General features: G+C 69.4%; 16 protein-coding genes. 8 read left to right on the top strand and 8 right to left on the bottom strand.

What is annotated here, in order from left to right; translation table 11 throughout:
- Window positions 1-253 precede the first annotated feature (253 nt).
- The 7 genes from ACZ3HL_RS09235 (at window position 254) to ACZ3HL_RS09205 (ending at window position 7,482) form a co-directional block, all read left to right on the top strand.
- Window positions 254-811, top strand: a complete 558-nt coding sequence (locus ACZ3HL_RS09235) for a YbaB/EbfC family nucleoid-associated protein (protein WP_465411093.1) — start codon at window positions 254-256, stop codon at window positions 809-811.
- 32 nt (window positions 812-843) lie between these two features.
- Window positions 844-1,158, top strand: a complete 315-nt coding sequence (locus ACZ3HL_RS09230; RefSeq protein WP_126737519.1) for a type VII secretion target — start codon at window positions 844-846, stop codon at window positions 1,156-1,158.
- Window positions 1,158-5,231: a WXG100 family type VII secretion target gene (locus ACZ3HL_RS09225; protein WP_465529852.1), complete on the top strand. Its 4,074-nt coding sequence runs from the start codon at window positions 1,158-1,160 to the stop codon at window positions 5,229-5,231. Before ACZ3HL_RS09230 ends, ACZ3HL_RS09225 begins: the two co-directional genes overlap by 1 nt.
- A complete protein-coding gene (locus ACZ3HL_RS09220; RefSeq protein ID WP_465411090.1) occupies window positions 5,231-5,671 on the top strand; it encodes a hypothetical protein in 441 nt (146 codons plus the stop codon). The genes ACZ3HL_RS09225 and ACZ3HL_RS09220 overlap by 1 nt, the downstream gene beginning before the upstream one ends.
- Window positions 5,672-5,734: 63 nt before the next feature.
- Window positions 5,735-6,190 (top strand): hypothetical protein, encoded by a 456-nt coding sequence (locus tag ACZ3HL_RS09215; protein WP_350576659.1) that lies wholly within the window; start codon window positions 5,735-5,737, stop codon window positions 6,188-6,190.
- Between the two features lie 27 nt (window positions 6,191-6,217).
- Window positions 6,218-7,084, top strand: a complete 867-nt coding sequence (locus ACZ3HL_RS09210; protein ID WP_465529850.1) for a ferredoxin — start codon at window positions 6,218-6,220, stop codon at window positions 7,082-7,084.
- A 119-nt stretch (window positions 7,085-7,203) separates the two neighbouring features.
- Window positions 7,204-7,482: a hypothetical protein gene (locus ACZ3HL_RS09205; protein WP_126736407.1), complete on the top strand. Its 279-nt coding sequence runs from the start codon at window positions 7,204-7,206 to the stop codon at window positions 7,480-7,482.
- Window positions 7,483-7,612: 130 nt separating this feature from the next.
- Here the strand turns inward: ACZ3HL_RS09205 and ACZ3HL_RS09200 are convergent, their stop codons facing one another.
- The 5 genes from ACZ3HL_RS09200 to ACZ3HL_RS09180 form a co-directional block, all read right to left on the bottom strand.
- A complete protein-coding gene (locus ACZ3HL_RS09200) occupies window positions 7,613-8,770 on the bottom strand; it encodes a cystathionine gamma-synthase (protein ID WP_465529848.1) in 1,158 nt (385 codons plus the stop codon).
- A 51-nt stretch (window positions 8,771-8,821) separates the two neighbouring features.
- On the bottom strand, window positions 8,822-9,421 hold the full coding sequence (locus tag ACZ3HL_RS09195; protein ID WP_465411087.1) for a hypothetical protein: 600 nt from the start codon (window positions 9,419-9,421) through the stop codon (window positions 8,822-8,824).
- 43 nt (window positions 9,422-9,464) lie between these two features.
- Window positions 9,465-10,025 carry a hypothetical protein gene (locus tag ACZ3HL_RS09190; RefSeq protein WP_465411086.1) on the bottom strand — a complete coding sequence of 187 codons (561 nt, stop codon included), beginning with the start codon at window positions 10,023-10,025 and terminating at the stop codon, window positions 9,465-9,467.
- Window positions 10,026-10,178: 153 nt separating this feature from the next.
- Window positions 10,179-11,582: a hypothetical protein gene (locus ACZ3HL_RS09185; RefSeq protein ID WP_465411085.1), complete on the bottom strand. Its 1,404-nt coding sequence runs from the start codon at window positions 11,580-11,582 to the stop codon at window positions 10,179-10,181.
- Between the two features lie 233 nt (window positions 11,583-11,815).
- Window positions 11,816-13,186 (bottom strand): cystathionine beta-synthase, encoded by a 1,371-nt coding sequence (locus ACZ3HL_RS09180; protein WP_465411084.1) that lies wholly within the window; start codon window positions 13,184-13,186, stop codon window positions 11,816-11,818.
- A gap of 178 nt (window positions 13,187-13,364) precedes the next feature.
- Between ACZ3HL_RS09180 and ACZ3HL_RS09175 the strand changes: the two genes are divergently transcribed.
- A complete protein-coding gene (locus ACZ3HL_RS09175; RefSeq protein ID WP_465411083.1) occupies window positions 13,365-14,585 on the top strand; it encodes an acetyl-CoA C-acetyltransferase in 1,221 nt (406 codons plus the stop codon).
- Between the two features lie 99 nt (window positions 14,586-14,684).
- On the opposite strand, the gene ACZ3HL_RS09170 is transcribed toward ACZ3HL_RS09175, so the two are convergent.
- The 3 genes from ACZ3HL_RS09170 to ACZ3HL_RS09160 all read right to left on the bottom strand — a co-directional run bounded on the left by ACZ3HL_RS09170 (window position 14,685) and on the right by ACZ3HL_RS09160 (window position 18,376).
- Window positions 14,685-16,217, bottom strand: a complete 1,533-nt coding sequence (locus tag ACZ3HL_RS09170) for a DHA2 family efflux MFS transporter permease subunit (RefSeq protein ID WP_465411082.1) — start codon at window positions 16,215-16,217, stop codon at window positions 14,685-14,687.
- Between the two features lie 218 nt (window positions 16,218-16,435).
- A complete protein-coding gene (locus ACZ3HL_RS09165; RefSeq protein WP_465529846.1) occupies window positions 16,436-17,704 on the bottom strand; it encodes a YeeE/YedE family protein in 1,269 nt (422 codons plus the stop codon).
- 138 nt (window positions 17,705-17,842) lie between these two features.
- Window positions 17,843-18,376, bottom strand: a complete 534-nt coding sequence (locus ACZ3HL_RS09160; protein ID WP_465529844.1) for an LppU/SCO3897 family protein — start codon at window positions 18,374-18,376, stop codon at window positions 17,843-17,845.
- Window positions 18,377-18,441 lie beyond the last annotated feature (65 nt).

Below are 18,441 nucleotides of genomic sequence, written 5' to 3'. Positions count from 1 at the left end.
GGCGAGGCGCCATCGGCGCGGCGCCATCGGCGCGGCGCCGCGGCAACCTCTGACCCCGGCAGTTCGCAAGGCGTGAAAGGGCTCTTCATCGCACTTCGTGCGGTGAGGGGCCCTTTCGCTACGTGACGGGGCCGACTTTGTCGGCGCGGGGTGGTAGACCGGACGGGAACTAAACTTCGAGCACTCCGGAACCGAAGGCTCCTTCGGGCCGTCAGTGTGAAGACGTCAGCATGCAGCTTTTGGAAGGGTCCCGATGCCGGACAACGTCGACGCCAGCGAACGCATGGTGGACAACTGGACGAAGCAGATCCAGGAGACCGCCGCGCGCTATCAGGCGATGGCCGCACGCATGCAGGGCCAGACCGTCACCGAGCGGTCGAAGGACAACACCATCGAGGTCACGATCGACTCGAAGGGCCTGCTCACGAACCTGGTCATCTCCGAAGCCGCGAGCGGCAAACGGATGGCGGAGGTCTCGTCGCAGGTCATGCGCCTCGTCCAGCTCGCGCAGTCCCGGATCCCGGAGCTGCTGCAGGCGGCGATGGCCGAGACGGTCGGGACCACCGACGAGACGGCGAACCGGGTGATCGCGGAGGCGCAGAGCACCTTCCCCGAAGCCCCGCCGGAGGAGAACCTCGCACCGCCGGAACCCGAGCGGCACCACCGCTTCGGCCCGGAGGAGGAAGAGCCCCCGCCGCCGTCCACGCAGGCGAACCCGGCCCAGAACCCACCTCAGCCGAAGCCGATCCCGCGCCGCCGCCGCACGCAGGACGACGATGACGACGACTTCGGCGGCAGCATCCTTTCGTAGACGTCCATCCGGCCTGGTAGAGGGGAGAAACCATGGCAGGCAAGGGTTATGAGCTCGGCGCCGACCTCGACGCGCACGCAAAGCAGATCGACGGCATCGCCGACGGCCTGCGCACGGCGGTCGACGCCGCGCAGCAGGTGAGCATGCCGACCGACGCGTACGGCATCATCTGCCAGCCGTTCCGGATGATGCTCGACCCGGTGGAGGAGTTCGGCATCAACGCGCTGAACAAGGCCGTCGAGGCCGCGACCACGGTGGCGAACAACGTGCGGTCCGCGTCGAACGCCTACCAGACGCAGGACGAGAACTTCGCCGCCGAGTTCAAGAACGTGCAGGTGCCCGACTGATGCCCGAGGGAAACCCGCTCGTCGCGAACGCACCGACCGACGGCGACGGCCCCGGACCGCTGACGGCCGGGAACAGCGAGTACGGCTACGCGGCGGGCATCGGTGTCGCCGAGTCGGCCATGGACGCCTTCAACGGGATCTCGAACGGCGACTGGATCGGCGGCGGGCTCGGCGTGCTGAGCCTCGCCGGCGAGATGGCCAGCGCCGCGATCGACCCGTTCGGCTACCTGATGTCGTCGGTGGCATCGTTCCTGATGGAACACATGCAGCCGCTGAAGGACATGCTGGACGCGGTCGCCGGTGATCCGCCGGTCATCCAGTCGTACTCGGAAACCTGGGGCAACGTCGCCAAGAAACTGGAAGACACCCAGGTCGAATTCTCGAACGCGGTCAAGAACGGCACGTCCGGCTGGACGGGCGACGCGGCCGACCAGTACCGCAAGCAGGCCGCGGAGCAGGCGGAGGCGATCAGCGGCGCGGCGACGGTCGCGGGCGGGATCAGCACCGTCGTGATGATCTTCGGCGAGATCGTCGCATTCGTCCGCGAGTTCATCCGCCAGCTGATCGCGGACGCGGTCGGCAAGCTCATCGCGTGGGTCATGGAGACGGTGTTCTCCCTCGGCTTCGGCACGCCCGTGGTGGTCGCGCAGGCCGTCACCGCGATCGCCAAGTGGGCCGCGAAGATCGCCGACAAGCTCAAGGAACTCTGCGACGCGATGCGTCGGGTCTCGCCGTTGCTGGGCAAGCTGGTCGACGTCTTCGAGAAGATCATCAAGATCTTCGGCAAGATCGCGGGCAAGGTCACCGGCCTCGACGTGATCAACACCAAGAACATCAAACCGGGCGGGTTCATCCAGCGCGGCGGCAGCGGCGGCGGATCCGGTGGGACGGGCGGTGGCGGCTCGGGCTCCGGCGACGGCCCGGACGGCGACGGTTCCGGTTCCGGTGATGGGTCCGGTAGCGGCGACGGTTCCGGCAGCGGCTCCAACGGTGACAACTCCGGGGGCAACTCGGGCGACACCGGCAGCGGCCCCAACGACGGCTCCGGAGGCAACTCCGGCGACACCGGCAGCGGCCCCAACGACGGCTCCGGAGGCAACTCCGGCGACACCAACAGCGGCCCGAACAACGGCTCCGGCGGTTCGAGCGATTCCGGCTCGAACGGCGGGTCCAGCGGGGATACCCCGTCCACCACCACCCGCGGTGGTGACGGCGGCGGTTCGTCCACCCGTTCCGACGGCGGCTCCCCCAACCGGACCGGCGACGGACCGTCCACTTCGGACGGAAACTCCGCCGGTGGCGATGGTTCCCCCAGCACCGCCCGTTCCGACACGTCGACGCCGCACACCCGGTCCGACGGTGGTTCACCCGGCGATTCCGCCACCCCGAACCGCACGTCCGATGGCGGCTCGCCCAGCCCGAACCGCGCGGACACCGGCGGATCGCCCGCTCCGCACACGCGCGCCGACACCAGCGGCTCCCCGAGCCACACCCCCGACAGCAGCTCCCCCACCCCGCACACCCGCGCGGACACCAGCGGCTCCCCGAGCCACACCCCGGACAGCGGCTCTCCCGCACCGCACACGCGCGCCGACACCAGCGGCACGCCCAGCCACACCCCCGACAGCGGCTCCCCCGCACTGCACACGCGCGCCGACACCAGCGGCACGCCCAGCCACACCCCCGACAACGGGTCCCCCGCACCGCACACCCGTGCCGACACCAGCGGGCCCCAGAGCCACACCCCCGACAGCGGCGCCTCGCCCCGGACGCACGGCGGCGACGGCGGCGGTTCGCCCACCCCGCGGTCGGACCCGTCACCTGGCCACCACGGCGGCAACGACGGTGGCAGCCCCACCCGGCCGACCGACAGCGGAACGACGACCAGCGGCACCGCACCCACCGCACCGCGTCTCGGCGACGCCGGCCCGTCACACGTGCCTTCGCAGCGCGGCGGTCCCGGTGGCGACGCTTCGCACGGTGTCCCGCCGCAGGGTCAGCCGGTCGCCGGCGGCATGCCGCCGCAAGGCGCTCCGGGCGGCACACCCGGCGGCACCCCGGGCTCGCCCGGCGGCAGGCCGCAGGGTGGCGGCTGGACGGGAACACCCGGTTCACCGCGCACCCCGGACACGAACGCCCCGCGCACCCCGGACACCCACACCGGCCCCAGCCGCGGTCCCGGCCAGACGGGCCCCGGCGGACGGCCGAACCAGCCGCATCAGCCGCAGCCGGTCGCCAGGGGCAACGAGTTCGGTCCCGGCGCCCAGCCGCACACCGGCTCACCGAGCACGCACGGCCCTGGCAACCGGCCCGGCGGCACGGGTCCAGGCAACACCGGTCCGGGCGGCCGCGGCCCCGGTGGCCACTCCGGGCCGCCGCATTCGCCGGACGGTCACGGCCCCGACGGGCACGGACCGCGCCAGGACCCGAACGGGAATCCCGACAGCACGCCGCACGACCGCGGCCCCGACGGCGAGCCGGATCGTCCGCTGACGTCCGACGAGGTCAACCAACGGCATTCGGAGAGCACCCCCGCGGGTAGCTCGTACCACCGCGGCGACTCGGACATGGGCGACCTGCCGCACCGGGTCCAGCCGGATCCGGACGGCCGCTACACCGTCGACGTGCACGTCACGCCGGACGGGCACGCCCGGATCGGCAACCGCACCTACACCCCGGAAGAGTTCGCGGACATCCTGCGGCGCAACGGGGATTACGACGGCCGTCCGGTCCGCCTGATCGGCTGCGACGCAGGCTCGAACGATTTCGCGCGCCGTCTGTCGCGGGAACTCGACACCGAGGTGATGGCGCCGAGCAAGCCTGCGTGGACCGACTCGAACGGGCGCGTCTTCTCGTCGGACTACGAGATCGGCCCCGACGGCCGGCCCCGGCCCAAGATCCCGCCGAACGGCGAATGGGACGTCCACAGCCCCGACGGCACCGCCCGCCGGGCGAGCGACGACGGCTTCACCCCCGACACGTCGCACACGGACAAGCAGGACGTGGACGCCGACAGCGCCCGCAGCCGCGGTGACGGCGACGACGCCGGTCATCCGCCGTACGACGACGTTCCCAAACCCCGGACGATCAGCCGGGATTCGCCGGAGTTCAACGAGCGGTTCGCCGACTGGAACCGGCGGGACGATGCGGAGTTCACCGGGCAGCGGAACCGGCCGGACGGGCACGATCCGGTCGATTCGCCTCGCGTCATCGACGAGGTGGAACCTCGCACCAAGAACTCCAAATTGGACTCCGAAGGGGTCCCGCAGGCCCTCCGCGGGGAGAAGCCGCTCGCGGGCGACGCCGAGTACAAGGTCGAGTACAAGAACGGTGCGACCACCCGGTTCTTCACCGACACCGATGGCAAGGTGACGCATGTCGAAGCGACTCCCGGCACCAAGGAGCCGTTCCACAACCCCGACCTGCGCTACCCGCTGCAGCCCGGCACGCAGTACCGGGTCCCCAACTTCAACGACCCCGACAAGGCATGGACCTTCGAGGTCGGCGCGAACGGGAAGCCGACGGCCATGACCGGCGACCCGGCCTTCCGCGGCCAGAACGAGGACTTCCGGGACCAGGCTTCGCAGGACAGGTCCAACGCCGAAGGCAAGAAGGCCTACAAGAACCATCCCGACTACGGAGACGAGCACAAACCCGTCCGCTGGGCGGGCGGTCACCTCGCGGCGAACGAGATGGGTGGCCCCGGCGAGTACATCAACATGCATCCCCAGATGGCCGGCTCCAACAGTGGTAACTACAAGGACGGTTGGATCTACGACGCATCGTGGCGGGCGCAGGAGGTCGAGCTCGGCAAGTTCGCCGAGCGGCCCGGCCAGGAGATCGAGAACTACCAGGTCCGGATGGAAGGCGACAGTAACGGCGTTCCGGAGAATGTGACGATGCGCTGGCAGGAAGTCGTGTACAAGGTCGACGAACACGGCGATCTCGTCCTTGGCCCGGACGGCAAACCGATCGAGCTGTCCCGTGAGACGAAACAACGGGACTTCCCGAATGATCCCTCCAAGGTGAACTACGGCCCGCGGGACCGGTACAAGGGGCACGGAGGATCGTGATGACGGACGAACTCACCGGCGGCATCGTGTCGGCGCTGGCGAAGGCCGCGCCGGAAGGCTGGGCCCGGATCAGACTCAAGGTGTCCGCGACGGTGCTGGCCTACGACTACGCCACCGAAATCCGGTTGGCCGACGGGCGGAGCGGGGACGTCGACCTGCCCGCCGAAGTGCGTGGAGGCTTTCGCGAGCTGCGGGACCGGATGTACGAACCGGATCGCGGTACCTGGTTCTCCGCGACGCTGGTGCTCGAAAAAGGCGCGGCTCCGGAGTTCTCGTTCAACTTCGACGAGGACCCGAAATGGTGGCCCCCGTTGCACCCGGCGACCTTCACGCGTGACCTGGAAGCCTTCCCGCGCGACGACGAGCACATCCCGCCGTGGCTGAGGAATCTGCTCACCGAGGGCGCGCGACTGGAAGACGCGCGGGACACACCGGCCTGAACCCGCACCGTGCCATGATGGGTCGCCGCTACCGAGGCGGCGACCACGAGGAGGTTTTACCGGATGGCTGCTCAATGGCCTCAGCTCGACCCCGTCGCCCAGAACGAGCTTCTGGGTGAGATCACCCTGTCGGTGGTCGGCGCACTGCCGCCGGGCTGGCGTGAGGTGGTGCTGGACTACCGGGTGGTCGGCAAGAACATCGACGTCGCGGTCGGCGTGCTCGACCCGAACGGCACCTACCAGGTGTGGGAACCGTCCGTCGAGACGTGGCGCATGTTCCAGCGCCTGCGCGGCGGGATGTACCAGGAAGGCGAAGGAACCTGGTTCTCGGCCAGGCTCGTCATCGAACCGCCGTCCCGGTTCCGGGTGCAGTACAACTGGCAGAACGAGCCCGACTTCCAGCCGTACCCCTCCCCGGACGAGTTCGCGCTGGAACAGGAACGGTTCCCCCGCGGCGAGGCGTTCATGCCGGAATGGTTCAAACGCGGTCTGGCCGCCTCGGGTGCCCAGACCCAGTGAGTTCGTCAGTCGCGTGAGTGAGGGGACATGAGCCGACCACAAGTGCCGTTGAACCAGCAGCAGCAACAGCAGCTCGTCTGGCAGATCGGCCATGCCCTCGCGACGCCGTTGCCGCCCGGCTGGCAGCAGATGCGCGTCGAATACCGGGCGGCGGGCAGGCATGTCGAGGTCGACCTGCTCGTCACCGGTCAGGACGGTCTGCCGCGGCCGGTACAGCCGAGCCCGGAAGCCGTGCAATTGCTCGGGAACCTGCGGGCGGGGATGTACCAGCCAGGCCGCGGGACCTGGTTGAGCGCGATCCTGGTCTACGGATCGGCGGCCGTGCTCAGTACCGACTTCCTCGTGGACGTCGAGCCGCCGTGGCGGCAGGCGCCGCCACCGATCGGCTTCCAGGACGAACTGCGTTTCTTCCCGCGCGCCGAGCAGAACATCCCGCCGTGGCTGCGGCAGCGAGCCGGGCTCGACACCGCGCCGGCGGCCGAGCCTTCGGTGGCGACACCTCTCGCCGAGACCCCGGACGCGCTGAAGTCGCCGCGGGTCTACGACGGTCTCGACGAGTCCGGGCGTCCGCTGGTGAACCGTGAGCCGCTCACCCCGGCTGAGCGGGACCGCGTGCTGGAGTACCTCGACGGCGCCCCGGTCGTGCTGGCGTCGCGGAGCTACGACGCCGATGCCTTCGATCCCGACAGGGAACCGTTGGTGCCGTTGAACTTCCGGACCGACGGCCGGTGGTACTGGCCGGGTGCGGTCGCCTACTACCTGCGTGAGCACGACGTGGCGCCCGATCCCGAGCTGCTCGGTCATATCCGGGCGCTGAGGTTCACGCTGCCCGAGGTCGGAGAGCCCGAACGCGAACTCGCGGTCGCCGCGATCACCGGTCAACCGTCCACTTAGGACGCGGTGATCCGCGGGTGATCCGCGGCCGGATGATGCCATCCGACGGATACGTCACGTGACAAGTTCACGGTCCGGGTACTCTTGATGGCGGCGGCGAAGGCGACCAGGGAGCGCACATGGCACGGGGGAACATCGGCAGGGTCCGGGCGACCCGTTCCGCCGGGATGCTCCCGGTCGTGCTGGCTCTCACCTCGGCCGCGCTCCTGACCGGTGCCGCCGTGTACACGGTCGACCGCGCCGGTTGCGTCGATCCGGGCCAGTACATCCGGCACGACAACCACATCGAACTCGTCGGCGGCTGCGTCGACGGCTCCGAGCTGCCCGCCGTGCCGAAGGGGACTTCGCACGAGGCGGACGCGAAGAGCGGCGTCACGCCCAGCAACTACCGCCCATAACCGGGCGATTCCTCCCACCACACCGCGCTGACCAGCGCGAAAGAGCAAGGGACCTTTGCTCCCACTTACTTAGCTTGACTAAGCGAGTGGGAGCAAAGGTCCCTTGCTCACTGCCTGGGCTCGGCGGCGGTCAGCCCAGGGCCTTGGCCAGATCGTCGACCAGGTCGCTGCCGTCCTCGATGCCGACGGACAGGCGCAGCAGGTTGTCCGGCACCTCCAGGGTGGACCCGGCGGTGCTCGCGTGGGTCATCCGGCCCGGGTGTTCGATGAGCGATTCGATCCCGCCCAGCGACTCGGCGAGGATGAAGAGCTTCGTCTTGGACGCGACGTCGAGCGCGGCCTGCTCACCGTCGATGTGGGTGAACGAGATCATCCCGCCGAAGCGCCGCATCTGCTTCGAGGCGACCTCGTGGCCGGGGTGCTCCGGAAGGCCCGGGTAGTAGACATGCTCGACCTTCGGGTGCTTCAGCAGCATCCGGGCGATCAGTTCGGCGTTGTCGCTGTGCCGCTCCATCCGCAGCGCGAGCGTCTTGATCCCGCGCAGGGTCAGCCACGCGTCGAACGGGCCGGGAACCGCGCCCGCCGCGTTGCGCAGGTAGAACAGCTGCTCGCGCAGCTCGTCCTCGTTCGTCAGGATCGCGCCGCCGACGACGTCGGAGTGCCCGCCGAGGTACTTGGTCGTCGAGTGCAGGACGACGTCGGCACCCAACGACAGCGGGTTCTGCAGATACGGGGTGGCGAAGGTGTTGTCGACGACCAGGCGGGCGCCGGCGCCGTGCGCGACCTCGGCCAGCGCGGCGATGTCGGCGATCCCCAGCATGGGGTTCGTCGGCGACTCGCACCAGATCAGCTTCGTCTCCGGCCGGATCGCCGCGCGGACCTCGTCGATGTTCCCGAGGTCGGCGACGGTGTGCTCGACGCCCCACAGGCTGAGCACCTTGTCGATCAGCCGGAACGTGCCGCCGTACGCGTCGTTGCCGAGTACGAGGTGGTCTCCGGGCCGCAGGGTCGCCCGCAGCAGGACGTCACTGGCCGCCATCCCCGACGCGTACGCCAGACCGTGCCGCGCGCCTTCGAGTGCCGCCAGCGCGACCTCCAGCGCGGTGCGCGTGGGGTTCGCGGTGCGGGAGTACTCGTAGTCGCCTTCACGCGTGCCGCCGACGCCGTCCTGCGCGTAAGTCGAGGTCTGGTAGATCGGCACGATGACCGCGCCGGTCCGGGGATCAGGGGTCTGCCCGGCGTGGATCGCGCGCGTCTCGAAGCCCAGCAGAGAGTAATCGTCGGCCATACCGTCAAGGGTACGACCACCCCTGCCGGATCCCATCGTCTGGGATCGAACTCACCACTGCCCGGGCGGCTGTCCCTGCTGCTGGGCACCGGGGGCCGGCGGGTATCCGGGCTGCGGCGGCGGATATCCGAAGTTCGGCGGCTGCGCGGCACCGGCCGGTGGCTTGGCCGCCAGCCAGCGCGCCGTCGGCGGGACCAGCGCCAGGACGAGGGTCGCGATCGCCGGGATCAGGACCACGAAGAGGAGCCAGCCGAAGCCGAACAGCAGGGTCACCCCGCCGTACGAGAAGTAGAAATGCGAGCCGATCGCCCGGAGCAGGAAGGTCAGCGCCACGAACCCGATCGCGGACGCGGCTCCGATCACGGTGAGCACCCGTCCGGCCCGCTTGCGCAGGAGCAGCATGATCCCGCCGCCCAGGAGCAAAGCCGCGCTGACGAGGTCCAGCGCCGCTCCGACCACCAGGAACGAAATGACGTAGTGGGACAGCTCGATGATGTGGGACGCCAGCCCGGCGAGGAACCAGAGCCCGCCCAGGATCGCGAGGATCCCGGCGATGATCGCGGTGGCGCCGCTCGGCTGCCGCATCGTTCCCGGCGGCGGGTACGCACCTGGTGCCGGGTATCCCTGCGGCGGGTAGTGCTGGAAGGTCATTTCTCCCCCTGTCGGATTCCTTGCCCGGGAAGTACGCCGGATCTCACCATCCGCCCTGCTGGGGGAACTGGTTCTGCGGCCGGTACGGCTGCACCGGCGCGGGCCGCCAGCGCAGATACCGGAAAGTCGGCGGAAGAACCGCCAGCAGCAGCGCGAGCAGCCCGAACACGACCATGGCCAGGCGGAGCACGCCGTCGAAGGTCGCGAACCGGAGCAGGATGTCGAGGTGGATCCGGTACGGCACGCGGAAGGCGATCGGTTCCAGCACGACGGCCAGGATGGCGAGCAGTGAGCCGAGGATCAGCAGGATGGCTCCGATCAACGACCGGAAGAACGTCGTCAACGCGCCCATCAGCAGGAACAACGCGGCGAGCAGGTAGAGCACCAGCTCGACGAGCGCGAAGCCCGGCAGGTTCGAGAGGCTGAACCCCGACGGCAGTTCGATGAAGTAGCGGATCGGGATGAAGCCCGACGCGAGGGCACCGACGAGACCGAGCACCGCGGCGATGATCGCCGTCGCCCCGGAGGGCCTGGCCTGCGGAGCCGGATACCCGAAGGCCGGCGGTCCGGGCTGCTGGGCGGGATATCCGTACGGACCGGTCACGTCGCTCCCGTCGGCCAGGGGTGGGTTGACGGCGCTCACCCTAGCCCGCGGAACCTGGCCGTGGCAGGCGAATCGGGGATACCCCGGCGAAAACGGAACACCCCCGGCCGCGGGCCGGGGGTGTTTCGAGTGAAGCCGTTCAGTGGTGGCGAATCACCACTGCTGCGGGGGCTGACCGGGCTGCTGGCCCGGCTGGCCGAAACCGCCGCTGGGCGGACCCTGCTGACCGGGCTGCTGCCCGAAACCACCGGGCTGCTGCGGAGCCTGACCGAAGCCACCCTGCTGCTGGCCCGGCTGGGCGAAACCACCGCTGGGCGGACCCTGCTGACCGGGCTGCTGCCCGAAACCACCGGGCTGCTGCCCCTGCTGCGGGAAACCACCCGAAGGCGGCTGGCCGGGCTGGCCGAAGCCGCCCTGCGGCTGCCCGCCGTACGGGCCGGGCTGACCCGGCTGGCCGAAGCCACCCTGCGGCGGACCGCCGAACCCACCGGGCTGGCCGCTCTGCGGGGCACCGAGCACCGAACCGCCGCCACCGAGACCCACGAACTGCGCGGTCGCCGGGATCAGGCCGAGCACACCCACGATCAGAATCACGATGCCGAGGAGCAGGTGCAGCAGGCCACCGCCGATACCGGCGCTGTCCCTGGCGGACGGCGGCAGCTTGTCCAGGAAGTCCGACGACGGGGACGAACCGCTGAGCAGGAGGACGCCGAACAGCACCAGCAGCGCACCACCGGCGGCGACGACGATCGGCGCGATCTTCTTCACCGTGCCGGGGAGCTTGCCCGCGAGGGCGAGTCCGACACCGCCGGCGAGCGAAGCGAGCGAGCCGACCAGCAGCATGATCACGTAGAACCAGATCGCGCCCGGGCCGACCAGTCCCGCCTCGTCGAGGAACTTGTCGATCTGCGCCTGGTTCGGAGCGGTGTCGAGGACCTTCGAGTAGTCGCTGGCGTCACCGAAGTAGACGAACGACACGATCAAGGCGATCAGGCCGAGCAACGCCACGACGCCGCCGGCGATGAACCCGAACATCGGGTTCCCGCCGCCACCGCCCGAGACTGCGGGGCTGTAGCCCTGCGGCGGTCCGCCGAAACCGGGCTGCTGGCCGTAGCCGCCCTGGGGCGGTCCGCCGAAGCCCTGCTGCGGCTGGCCGAAACCAGGCTGCTGCTGACCCTGCGAGGGGTCGAAGCCGCCCTGCTGGGGTTGGCCGAAGCCCTGCTGCTGACCGAAGCCGCCGCCCTGGGCGCCGTAGGCACCGGCGGCCGGGTTGTCGGCCGCGCTCGGCGGCGGGGCGTACGGGATGGCGGGCGGTTGCGAACCCGGCGGCACGAGCTGGGTGGACTCGGCGGTGGGGCTTTCCCCGCCGCCGCTCACCGGCTGCACGACCTGGGTCGCGTTCGCGTCACCGGAACCCGGCTGGACCGGCTGCACGACCTGCGTGGGCTCCGGCGTGTCGCCGAACCCGCCTCCCTGGGACTGCTGCTCATAGGAGGGCTGCTGCCCGTACTGCGGTTGCCCGTAGTCGGGCTGAGCGGGCTGGCCGGGCTGCACCACCTGGGTCGGTTCCGGGGAACCGAACGGGTTGTCTTGCTGCGGCTGAGGGCCACTCGGGGGTCCCTGCGGTGGCTGGGCGCCACCCCAAGGCTGATTCGGTGGCTGCGGAGCACTCATTTGGGTCTTGAACCCCCTTGACGAGGACATAAAAGTTCAACTCACCGGACACGCTATCGGATAGCCGGTCGGGCCGCTCGTAACGCCCCGGCCCGGCCATCCGATGAAATGCCTCTTTACCGTCCCGCGAGAAACGCGAGCAGGTCGTGCCGGGTGACGACGCCCGCCGGCTTGCCGTCGACCAGGACCAGCGCGCCGTCCGCGCCCGAGAGCGCGCTCATCGCCACACTCACCTGTTCACCGGCGCCGATGGTCGGCAGCGGCGGCGACATGTGCTGCTCGAGCCGGTCGGCCAGCTGGGCCTTTCCGGTGAAGAGCGCCTCGAGGAGATCGCGTTCGTTGACCGCGCCGACGACTTCGGCCGCCATGACCGGCGGTTCCGCGCTGACCACGGGCATCTGGCTGACACCGAACTCGGACAGGATCGCCACCGCTTCGGCGACGGTCTCGTTCGGGTGGCTGTGCACCAGGCTGGGCAGCGAGCCGCTCTTCTTCGTCAGGACGTCGCCGACGGTCCTGCCGCTGGAATCCGGCGGCAGGAAACCGTAGGAGGACATCCAGCTGTCGTTGAACACCTTGGTGAGGTAGCCGCGGCCGCCGTCGGGCAGGAGCACGACGACGACGTCGTCCGGGCCGAGGCCCTCGGCGAGCTTGAGCGCGGCGGCGACGGCCATGCCGCAGGAACCGCCGACGAGCAGCCCCTCTTCGAGCGCGAGGCGGCGGGTGATGTCGAAGGAGTCCGCGTCCGACACCGCGATGATGCGGTCGGCGATGTTCCGGTCGTAGGTGTCCGGCCAGAAGTCCTCGCCGACGCCTTCGACCAGGTACGGCCGCCCGGATCCGCCGGAGTACACCGAGCCTTCGGGGTCCGCGCCGATGACCTGGACACGGCCGTCGCTGACCTCCTTGAGGTACTTGCCGGTGCCCGAGATCGTGCCGCCGGTGCCGACGCCCGCGACGAAGTGCGTGATCTTGCCCTCGGTCTGGCGCCAGAGTTCCGGACCGGTCGAGTGGTAGTGGCTGGCGGGGTTCTCCGGGTTCGCGTACTGGTTCGGCTTCCAGGCGCCCTCGATCTCACGCACGAGTCGGTCGGAGACGTTGTAGTAGGAGTCCGGGTGCTCCGGGGCCACCGCGGTCGGGCAGACCACGACGCGGGCACCGTAGGCCTTGAGCACGTTGCGCTTGTCCTCGCTGACCTTGTCCGGGCAGACGAACACGCACTTGTATCCCTTGCGCTGCGCCACCATGGCCAGCCCGACGCCGGTGTTGCCGGAGGTCGGTTCGACGATGGTGCCGCCGGGCTTCAGCTCGCCGGAACGCTCCGCGGCTTCGATCATCCGCAGCGCGATGCGGTCCTTGACGCTGCCGCCGGGGTTGACGTACTCGACCTTGGCCAGGATGAGCGGCTGGAGCCCCTCGGCCAGTGCGTTCAGCTTGACCAGAGGGGTGTTGCCCACGAGGTCCACGATGTGCTCGACGTATTCCACTCCCACAGCCTAAACGCCGCAGGTCGCGATGTGCCCACTCAACTCCGGAGGAGGATCCGCGTCGTCGAAAGAGTGGCGTGGATCGCGTTCGCCTTTGACCCGCACCTCCCTCCGGTGGAGGATGCGAGGTGAGCAACCGCTTAGCGCGTCTGGATCGAAAACAAGGGAGTGTCGTTCCATGCCCGAAGCCGTCATCGTCTCCACCGCCCGATCCCCGATCGGCCGCGCCGGCAAGGGATCGCTGGTGAGCATCCGCCCGGACGATCTCGCCGCGCAGATGGTCCGCGCCGCGCTCGACAAGGTCCCCGAACTCGACCCGACGCAGATCGAAGACCTCATGCTGGGCTGTGGTCTCCCCGGCGGCGAGCAGGGCTTCAACATGGGCCGCGCGGTCGCCGTCGAACTCGGCTACGACCACCTGCCCGGCTGCACGATCACGCGGTACTGCTCCTCCAGCCTCCAGACCACCCGCATGGCGCTGCACGCGATCAAGGCGGGCGAAGGCGACGTGTTCATCTCCGCCGGTGTCGAGACGGTTTCCCGCTTCGCCAACGGAAGCTCGGACTCCTGGCCGAACACGCACAACCCGCTGTTCGCCGACGCCGAGGCCCGCACCGCGCAGGTGGCGGCCGAAGGCGCCGACAGCTGGACCGACCCGCGCGAAAACGGCGCCCTGCCGGACGTCTACATCGCGATGGGTCAGACCGCCGAGAACCTGGCGCGGCTGAAGAACGTTTCGCGGGAGGAGATGGACGAGTTCGGCGTCCGCTCGCAGAACCTCGCCGAGAAGGCCATCGCGGACGGCTTCTGGGCGAAGGACATCACGCCGGTGACCCTGCCGGACGGCACCGTGGTCTCGAAGGACGACGGTCCGCGCGCCGGCGTCACCCTCGAAGGCGTCTCCGGTCTCAAGCCGGTCTTCCGCCCCGACGGCCGGATCACCGCGGGCAACTGCTGCCCGCTCAACGACGGCGCGGCCGCGGTGATCATCATGTCCGACACCAAGGCTCGCGAGCTGGGGCTGACGCCGCTCGCCCGCGTCGTCTCCACCGGCGTTTCCGGTCTGTCGCCGGAGATCATGGGCTACGGCCCGGTCGAGGCGTCGAAGCAGGCGCTCGCGCGCGCCGGGATGTCGGTCGGCGACATCGACCTCGTCGAGATCAACGAGGCGTTCGCCGCGCAGGTCATCCCGTCGTACAAGGACCTCGGGATCGACCTCGACAAGCTGAACGTCAACGGCGGCGCGATCGCCGTCGGCCACCCGTTCGGCATGACCGGCGCACGGATCACCTCGACCCTGATCAACTCGCTGCGTCACCACGACAAGCAGTTCGGCCTCGAGACGATGTGCGTCGGTGGCGGCCAGGGCATGGCGATGGTGCTGGAGCGCCTCTCCTGACCCGCTGACCTGCGAAAAGAGAGCAAGGGACCTTTGCTACCGCTTACTTAGCCAGGCTAAGCGAGTGACAGCAAAGGTCCCTTGCTCCCTTTCCGGCGCCTAGTGGGTCATGATCGGCGGGGCCGTGGCGACCTCGCCGTCCGCGCCCTCCGGCAGCGCGGGCTTGGTCTTCGGCAGGAACGCCGCCGGGATCAGGCACAGCGCGAGCAGGATCATCGACCACAGGAACGTCGTCGAGAACGCGTCCGCGGTCAGCCCCGAAGCCGCTTCGCGCGTCGCCGGGTTCATCACCGCGGCCGTCGCGGCCAACTGCCCCTGCGCGGTCGGCACGCCGAACTTCCCGGCCAGCAGCGCCGCCAGGATGATCGACAGCACCGCCGAACCGATCGCCCCGGCGGTCTGCTGCAGGATGTTCGTCGCCGTCGACGCCTTCGCCATGTCCTCCGACTTGAGCGTCTGCAACGCGGCCGAGGTGATCGGCATCATCGTCGCGCCCATGCCGAGGCCCATCACGAACAGCGCCGAAAGCAGCAGCCAGTACGGCGTCGCCGCGGTGATCTGGGTGAAGGCGATCAGGCCGGCGAGCATCAGCACGAGTCCGGGCAGCACGATCTTCCGCGCGCCGATCTTGTCCGCGAACCGGCCCGCGATCGGCATGGTCAGCATCGCGCCGACACCCTGCGGGGCGAGCAGCAGACCGGCGTTCATCGCCGATTCACCGCGCGCCAGCACGAAATACGTCGGCAGGAGCAGCATCGCGCCGAAGAACGCGACGCAGAAGAAGGTCATCGTCACCATGGCGACGGAGAACGACCGGTTCTTGAACAGTTTCAGATCGAGCAGCGGGTTCGCCACCCGGTTCGCCCGGATCACGAACGCCACCAGCAACGCGACCCCGGCCAGCGCGGGCAGCCAGACGTCCACCGCGCCGACACCGCCGGCCGCCGGGATGTTCGAAACACCGAAGATCAGCGCCGCCAGACCGGGCGAGACCATCAGCATGCCGAGGAAATCGAACCGCTCGCTGGGCTCCGGACGGTCCTTCGGCAGCAGACGCCACGCCATGACCATGGTGATCAGGCCGATCGGCACGTTGATGTAGAAGATCCAGCGCCAGCTCACCGCGTCGACCAGCCAGCCGCCGAGGATCGGGCCGCCGATCGGGCCGAGCAGCATCGGCACCCCGAGCACGCCCATCACTCGCCCGATCCGGTGCGGTCCGGCGGCCCTGGTCAGGATCGTCATGCCGGCGGGCATCAGCATGCCGCCGCCGAAGCCCTGCAGGACCCGGAAGACGATCAGCGATTCGACGTCCCAGGCCATACCGGCGAGCATCGACCCGATCAGGAACAGCCCGATCGCGGTCATGTAAAGCCGTTTGGTGCCGAACCGGTCCGAAGCCCAGCCGGTGATCGGGATGACCGTCGCCAGGGCGAGCATGTAGCCGGTCGCGATCCACTGGATGGTGTCGAACGAGGTCTGGAACTCGATGGTCAGTTTCTGGAGCGCGACGTTGACGACCGTCGTGTCGAGGATCGCCATGATCGCGCCGAGGATGACGACGCCGGCGATCTTGAGCACGCCGGCGTCGAGTTTGTCGCCGCCCGGGGCAGTCGGGCTTTGCGTTGACATGAGAAATCCGTCCCCTGATGTTCGGTGTCCCCCGGACGCGACAACCCCCGTGGTCGCGACTTCGGAATCGACGCCCGGCCTCGCGCCGAGCCTTCCCCAATCGAGCTTGTGCATTAATGCGCAAGCTCAGTACGTAGCCGAGGGTAGCCGAACACAGGTTTTACCTGCCAGCTTTTTCCTCGTATGCGGGCCTAATGGGCAGAACCGCGTACGGAGCGTCAGCAGACGCTGTCCGTCGGCGCCGGGTTACCCAGCCCGAACAGCGGGCGCAGCTTGAGCCCGATCCAGGTGCCGCCGAGCGCGAAGACGCCCCACAGCCAGCCGTGCAGGCTGCCGACCGAGATGCCGCCGAGGTAGGCGCCGATGTTGCAGCCGCCCGCCATCCGCGCGCCGACGCCCATCAGGATCCCGCCGAGCACCGCGGCGACGGCGGTCCGCCACGGGATCGAACTGTGGATCTTCCACGCGCCCGCCGCCGCGGCCGCGACCCCAGCGCCGATCATGATGCCGATGTCGGTGAGGCTGTTCTTGTCCTTCCAGATCGGCCCGGCCAGCGACGCCGCGTTCGCCTTGATGCGCCAGAACTCCCAAGTCTCCGGGTGCAGGCCGAACACCTGCAGGATCTTGGCGCCCCACAGGCTGAACGCGCTCGTGACACCCCAGATCCCGCCGGAGACCAGGAAGACCGCGCCCGCCAGCACCCCGAGCACGACGGCGCCGACGAGGATCGGCCAGGAGCCGCGGTAGATCCGGGCGAAACCGCGCGCGGTCGGCACGACGTCGACGGGTGGCGGGTTGCGGCGCTTCTGCACGAACCGGGTCCCCAGCACGATCGCGGCGAGAACGGCGACGGTGATCACCCACGAACCGAACCAGCCGACATGGTCGGCGAGCAGGACGCCCTTGAACTCGGGCCAGCCCGACAGCAGCGGATACGCCCACGTGTAGAGGACCGACCCGGTGATGAAACCGCCGAGGGTCAGCACGATCGTCGACTGCCCGGAGCCGACCGCGAACAGCGTTCCCGAAGCGCACGCGCCACCCAGTTGCATGCCGATCGCGAAGATCGTCGCGCCGACGAACAGCGCGAGCCCCAGCCCTCCCGCGGTCGGATTCGGCGTGCTGCCGAACAGCCCGGAGCCGGTGCCCACGATCAGCGCGATCAACGTCGCCGCCGTGCCGAGCAGCAGCGTGTGCGCCCGCAGGCCTTGGCCGTTCCCGACCGCGATCAGCTGACGCCAGGCCGAAGTGAACCCGAAACGGGAGTGGAAGAGCGCGAGGCCGAGCAGCAGGCCGAGGATGAGCAGGACACCGAACTTCGCCCCGTGCGCGGCCCAGACGTACCAGGTCAGCCCGACCGCGAGGGCACCCGCGACCGCCAGGGGCGCGACCTTGACCGGCTCCTCCGGTTGCGGCACCGGGGCGGCGCAGGAGGTCGGGAAGTCGAGGAGTTTCGTCTCGCCGGCTCGGGTTTCGGTCGTCGCCACCAGGACTCCAGGTCGATCGGCGGGGTGGGGGACGAGCAACGTTAAGACCGGTGACCGCGCGGTCGCAGCCCGTCCCACACTGTGCGACGAACGGCGGCGCGCGCACGGCCGGATGGCGGTGGTAGCAAAGGTCCCTTGCTACCTGGTGCTCTTCACGCAAACCGTCGAAGGCGGCGTCGAGTAGCTCTTGAGGTGGGTCGCGTCCGTGTCGTCACAGGTCGCGACGCTGTCGACCACCTTCACGACCTCCGCGTCCCGCGCCGGATCCGAACAGGGCACCTTCTGATAGGCCACGCTGTCGGCCAGGAAGTTCTCGAGACAGTCGCCCTGCTTGGCGTTGATCATCATGCAGAGCTTGTACGAGGCGAACGTCTTGTCGACGGTGAGCTGGTCGTACTCGCCCACGGGGCAAGCCCCGCCCGCGTCGGTCTTCGCACCGGCCTTCGCGTTGGCCTCCGCCGAGCCGCAGTCCGCCTTGACCGGATCCTCGCCGACGTCGCCGAAAGTGGTGACCGCGTAGCAGTCCCCCACCCGGACGTCGTCGGTGTTCGAGAGGTAGCCGACGATCCACGAGGAAGCGCTCAGCACCACGATCGCGACCGGTACCAGGAGGCCGACCCAGAACCACTTGGAACGCTTCGGCCTGGCGGGTTCGCCACTGTGCTCGGTCATGGGGTCAGCGTATTCGCGGCGACGAAAAAGGGCGCCCCGATCGCTCGGAGCGCCCTTCCCGGAGA

Source organism: Amycolatopsis sp. NPDC000009, assembly GCF_055563465.1.
Note: the sequence above shows the minus strand (reverse complement) of the source record. Positions and strands in the feature narration are given on the sequence as shown.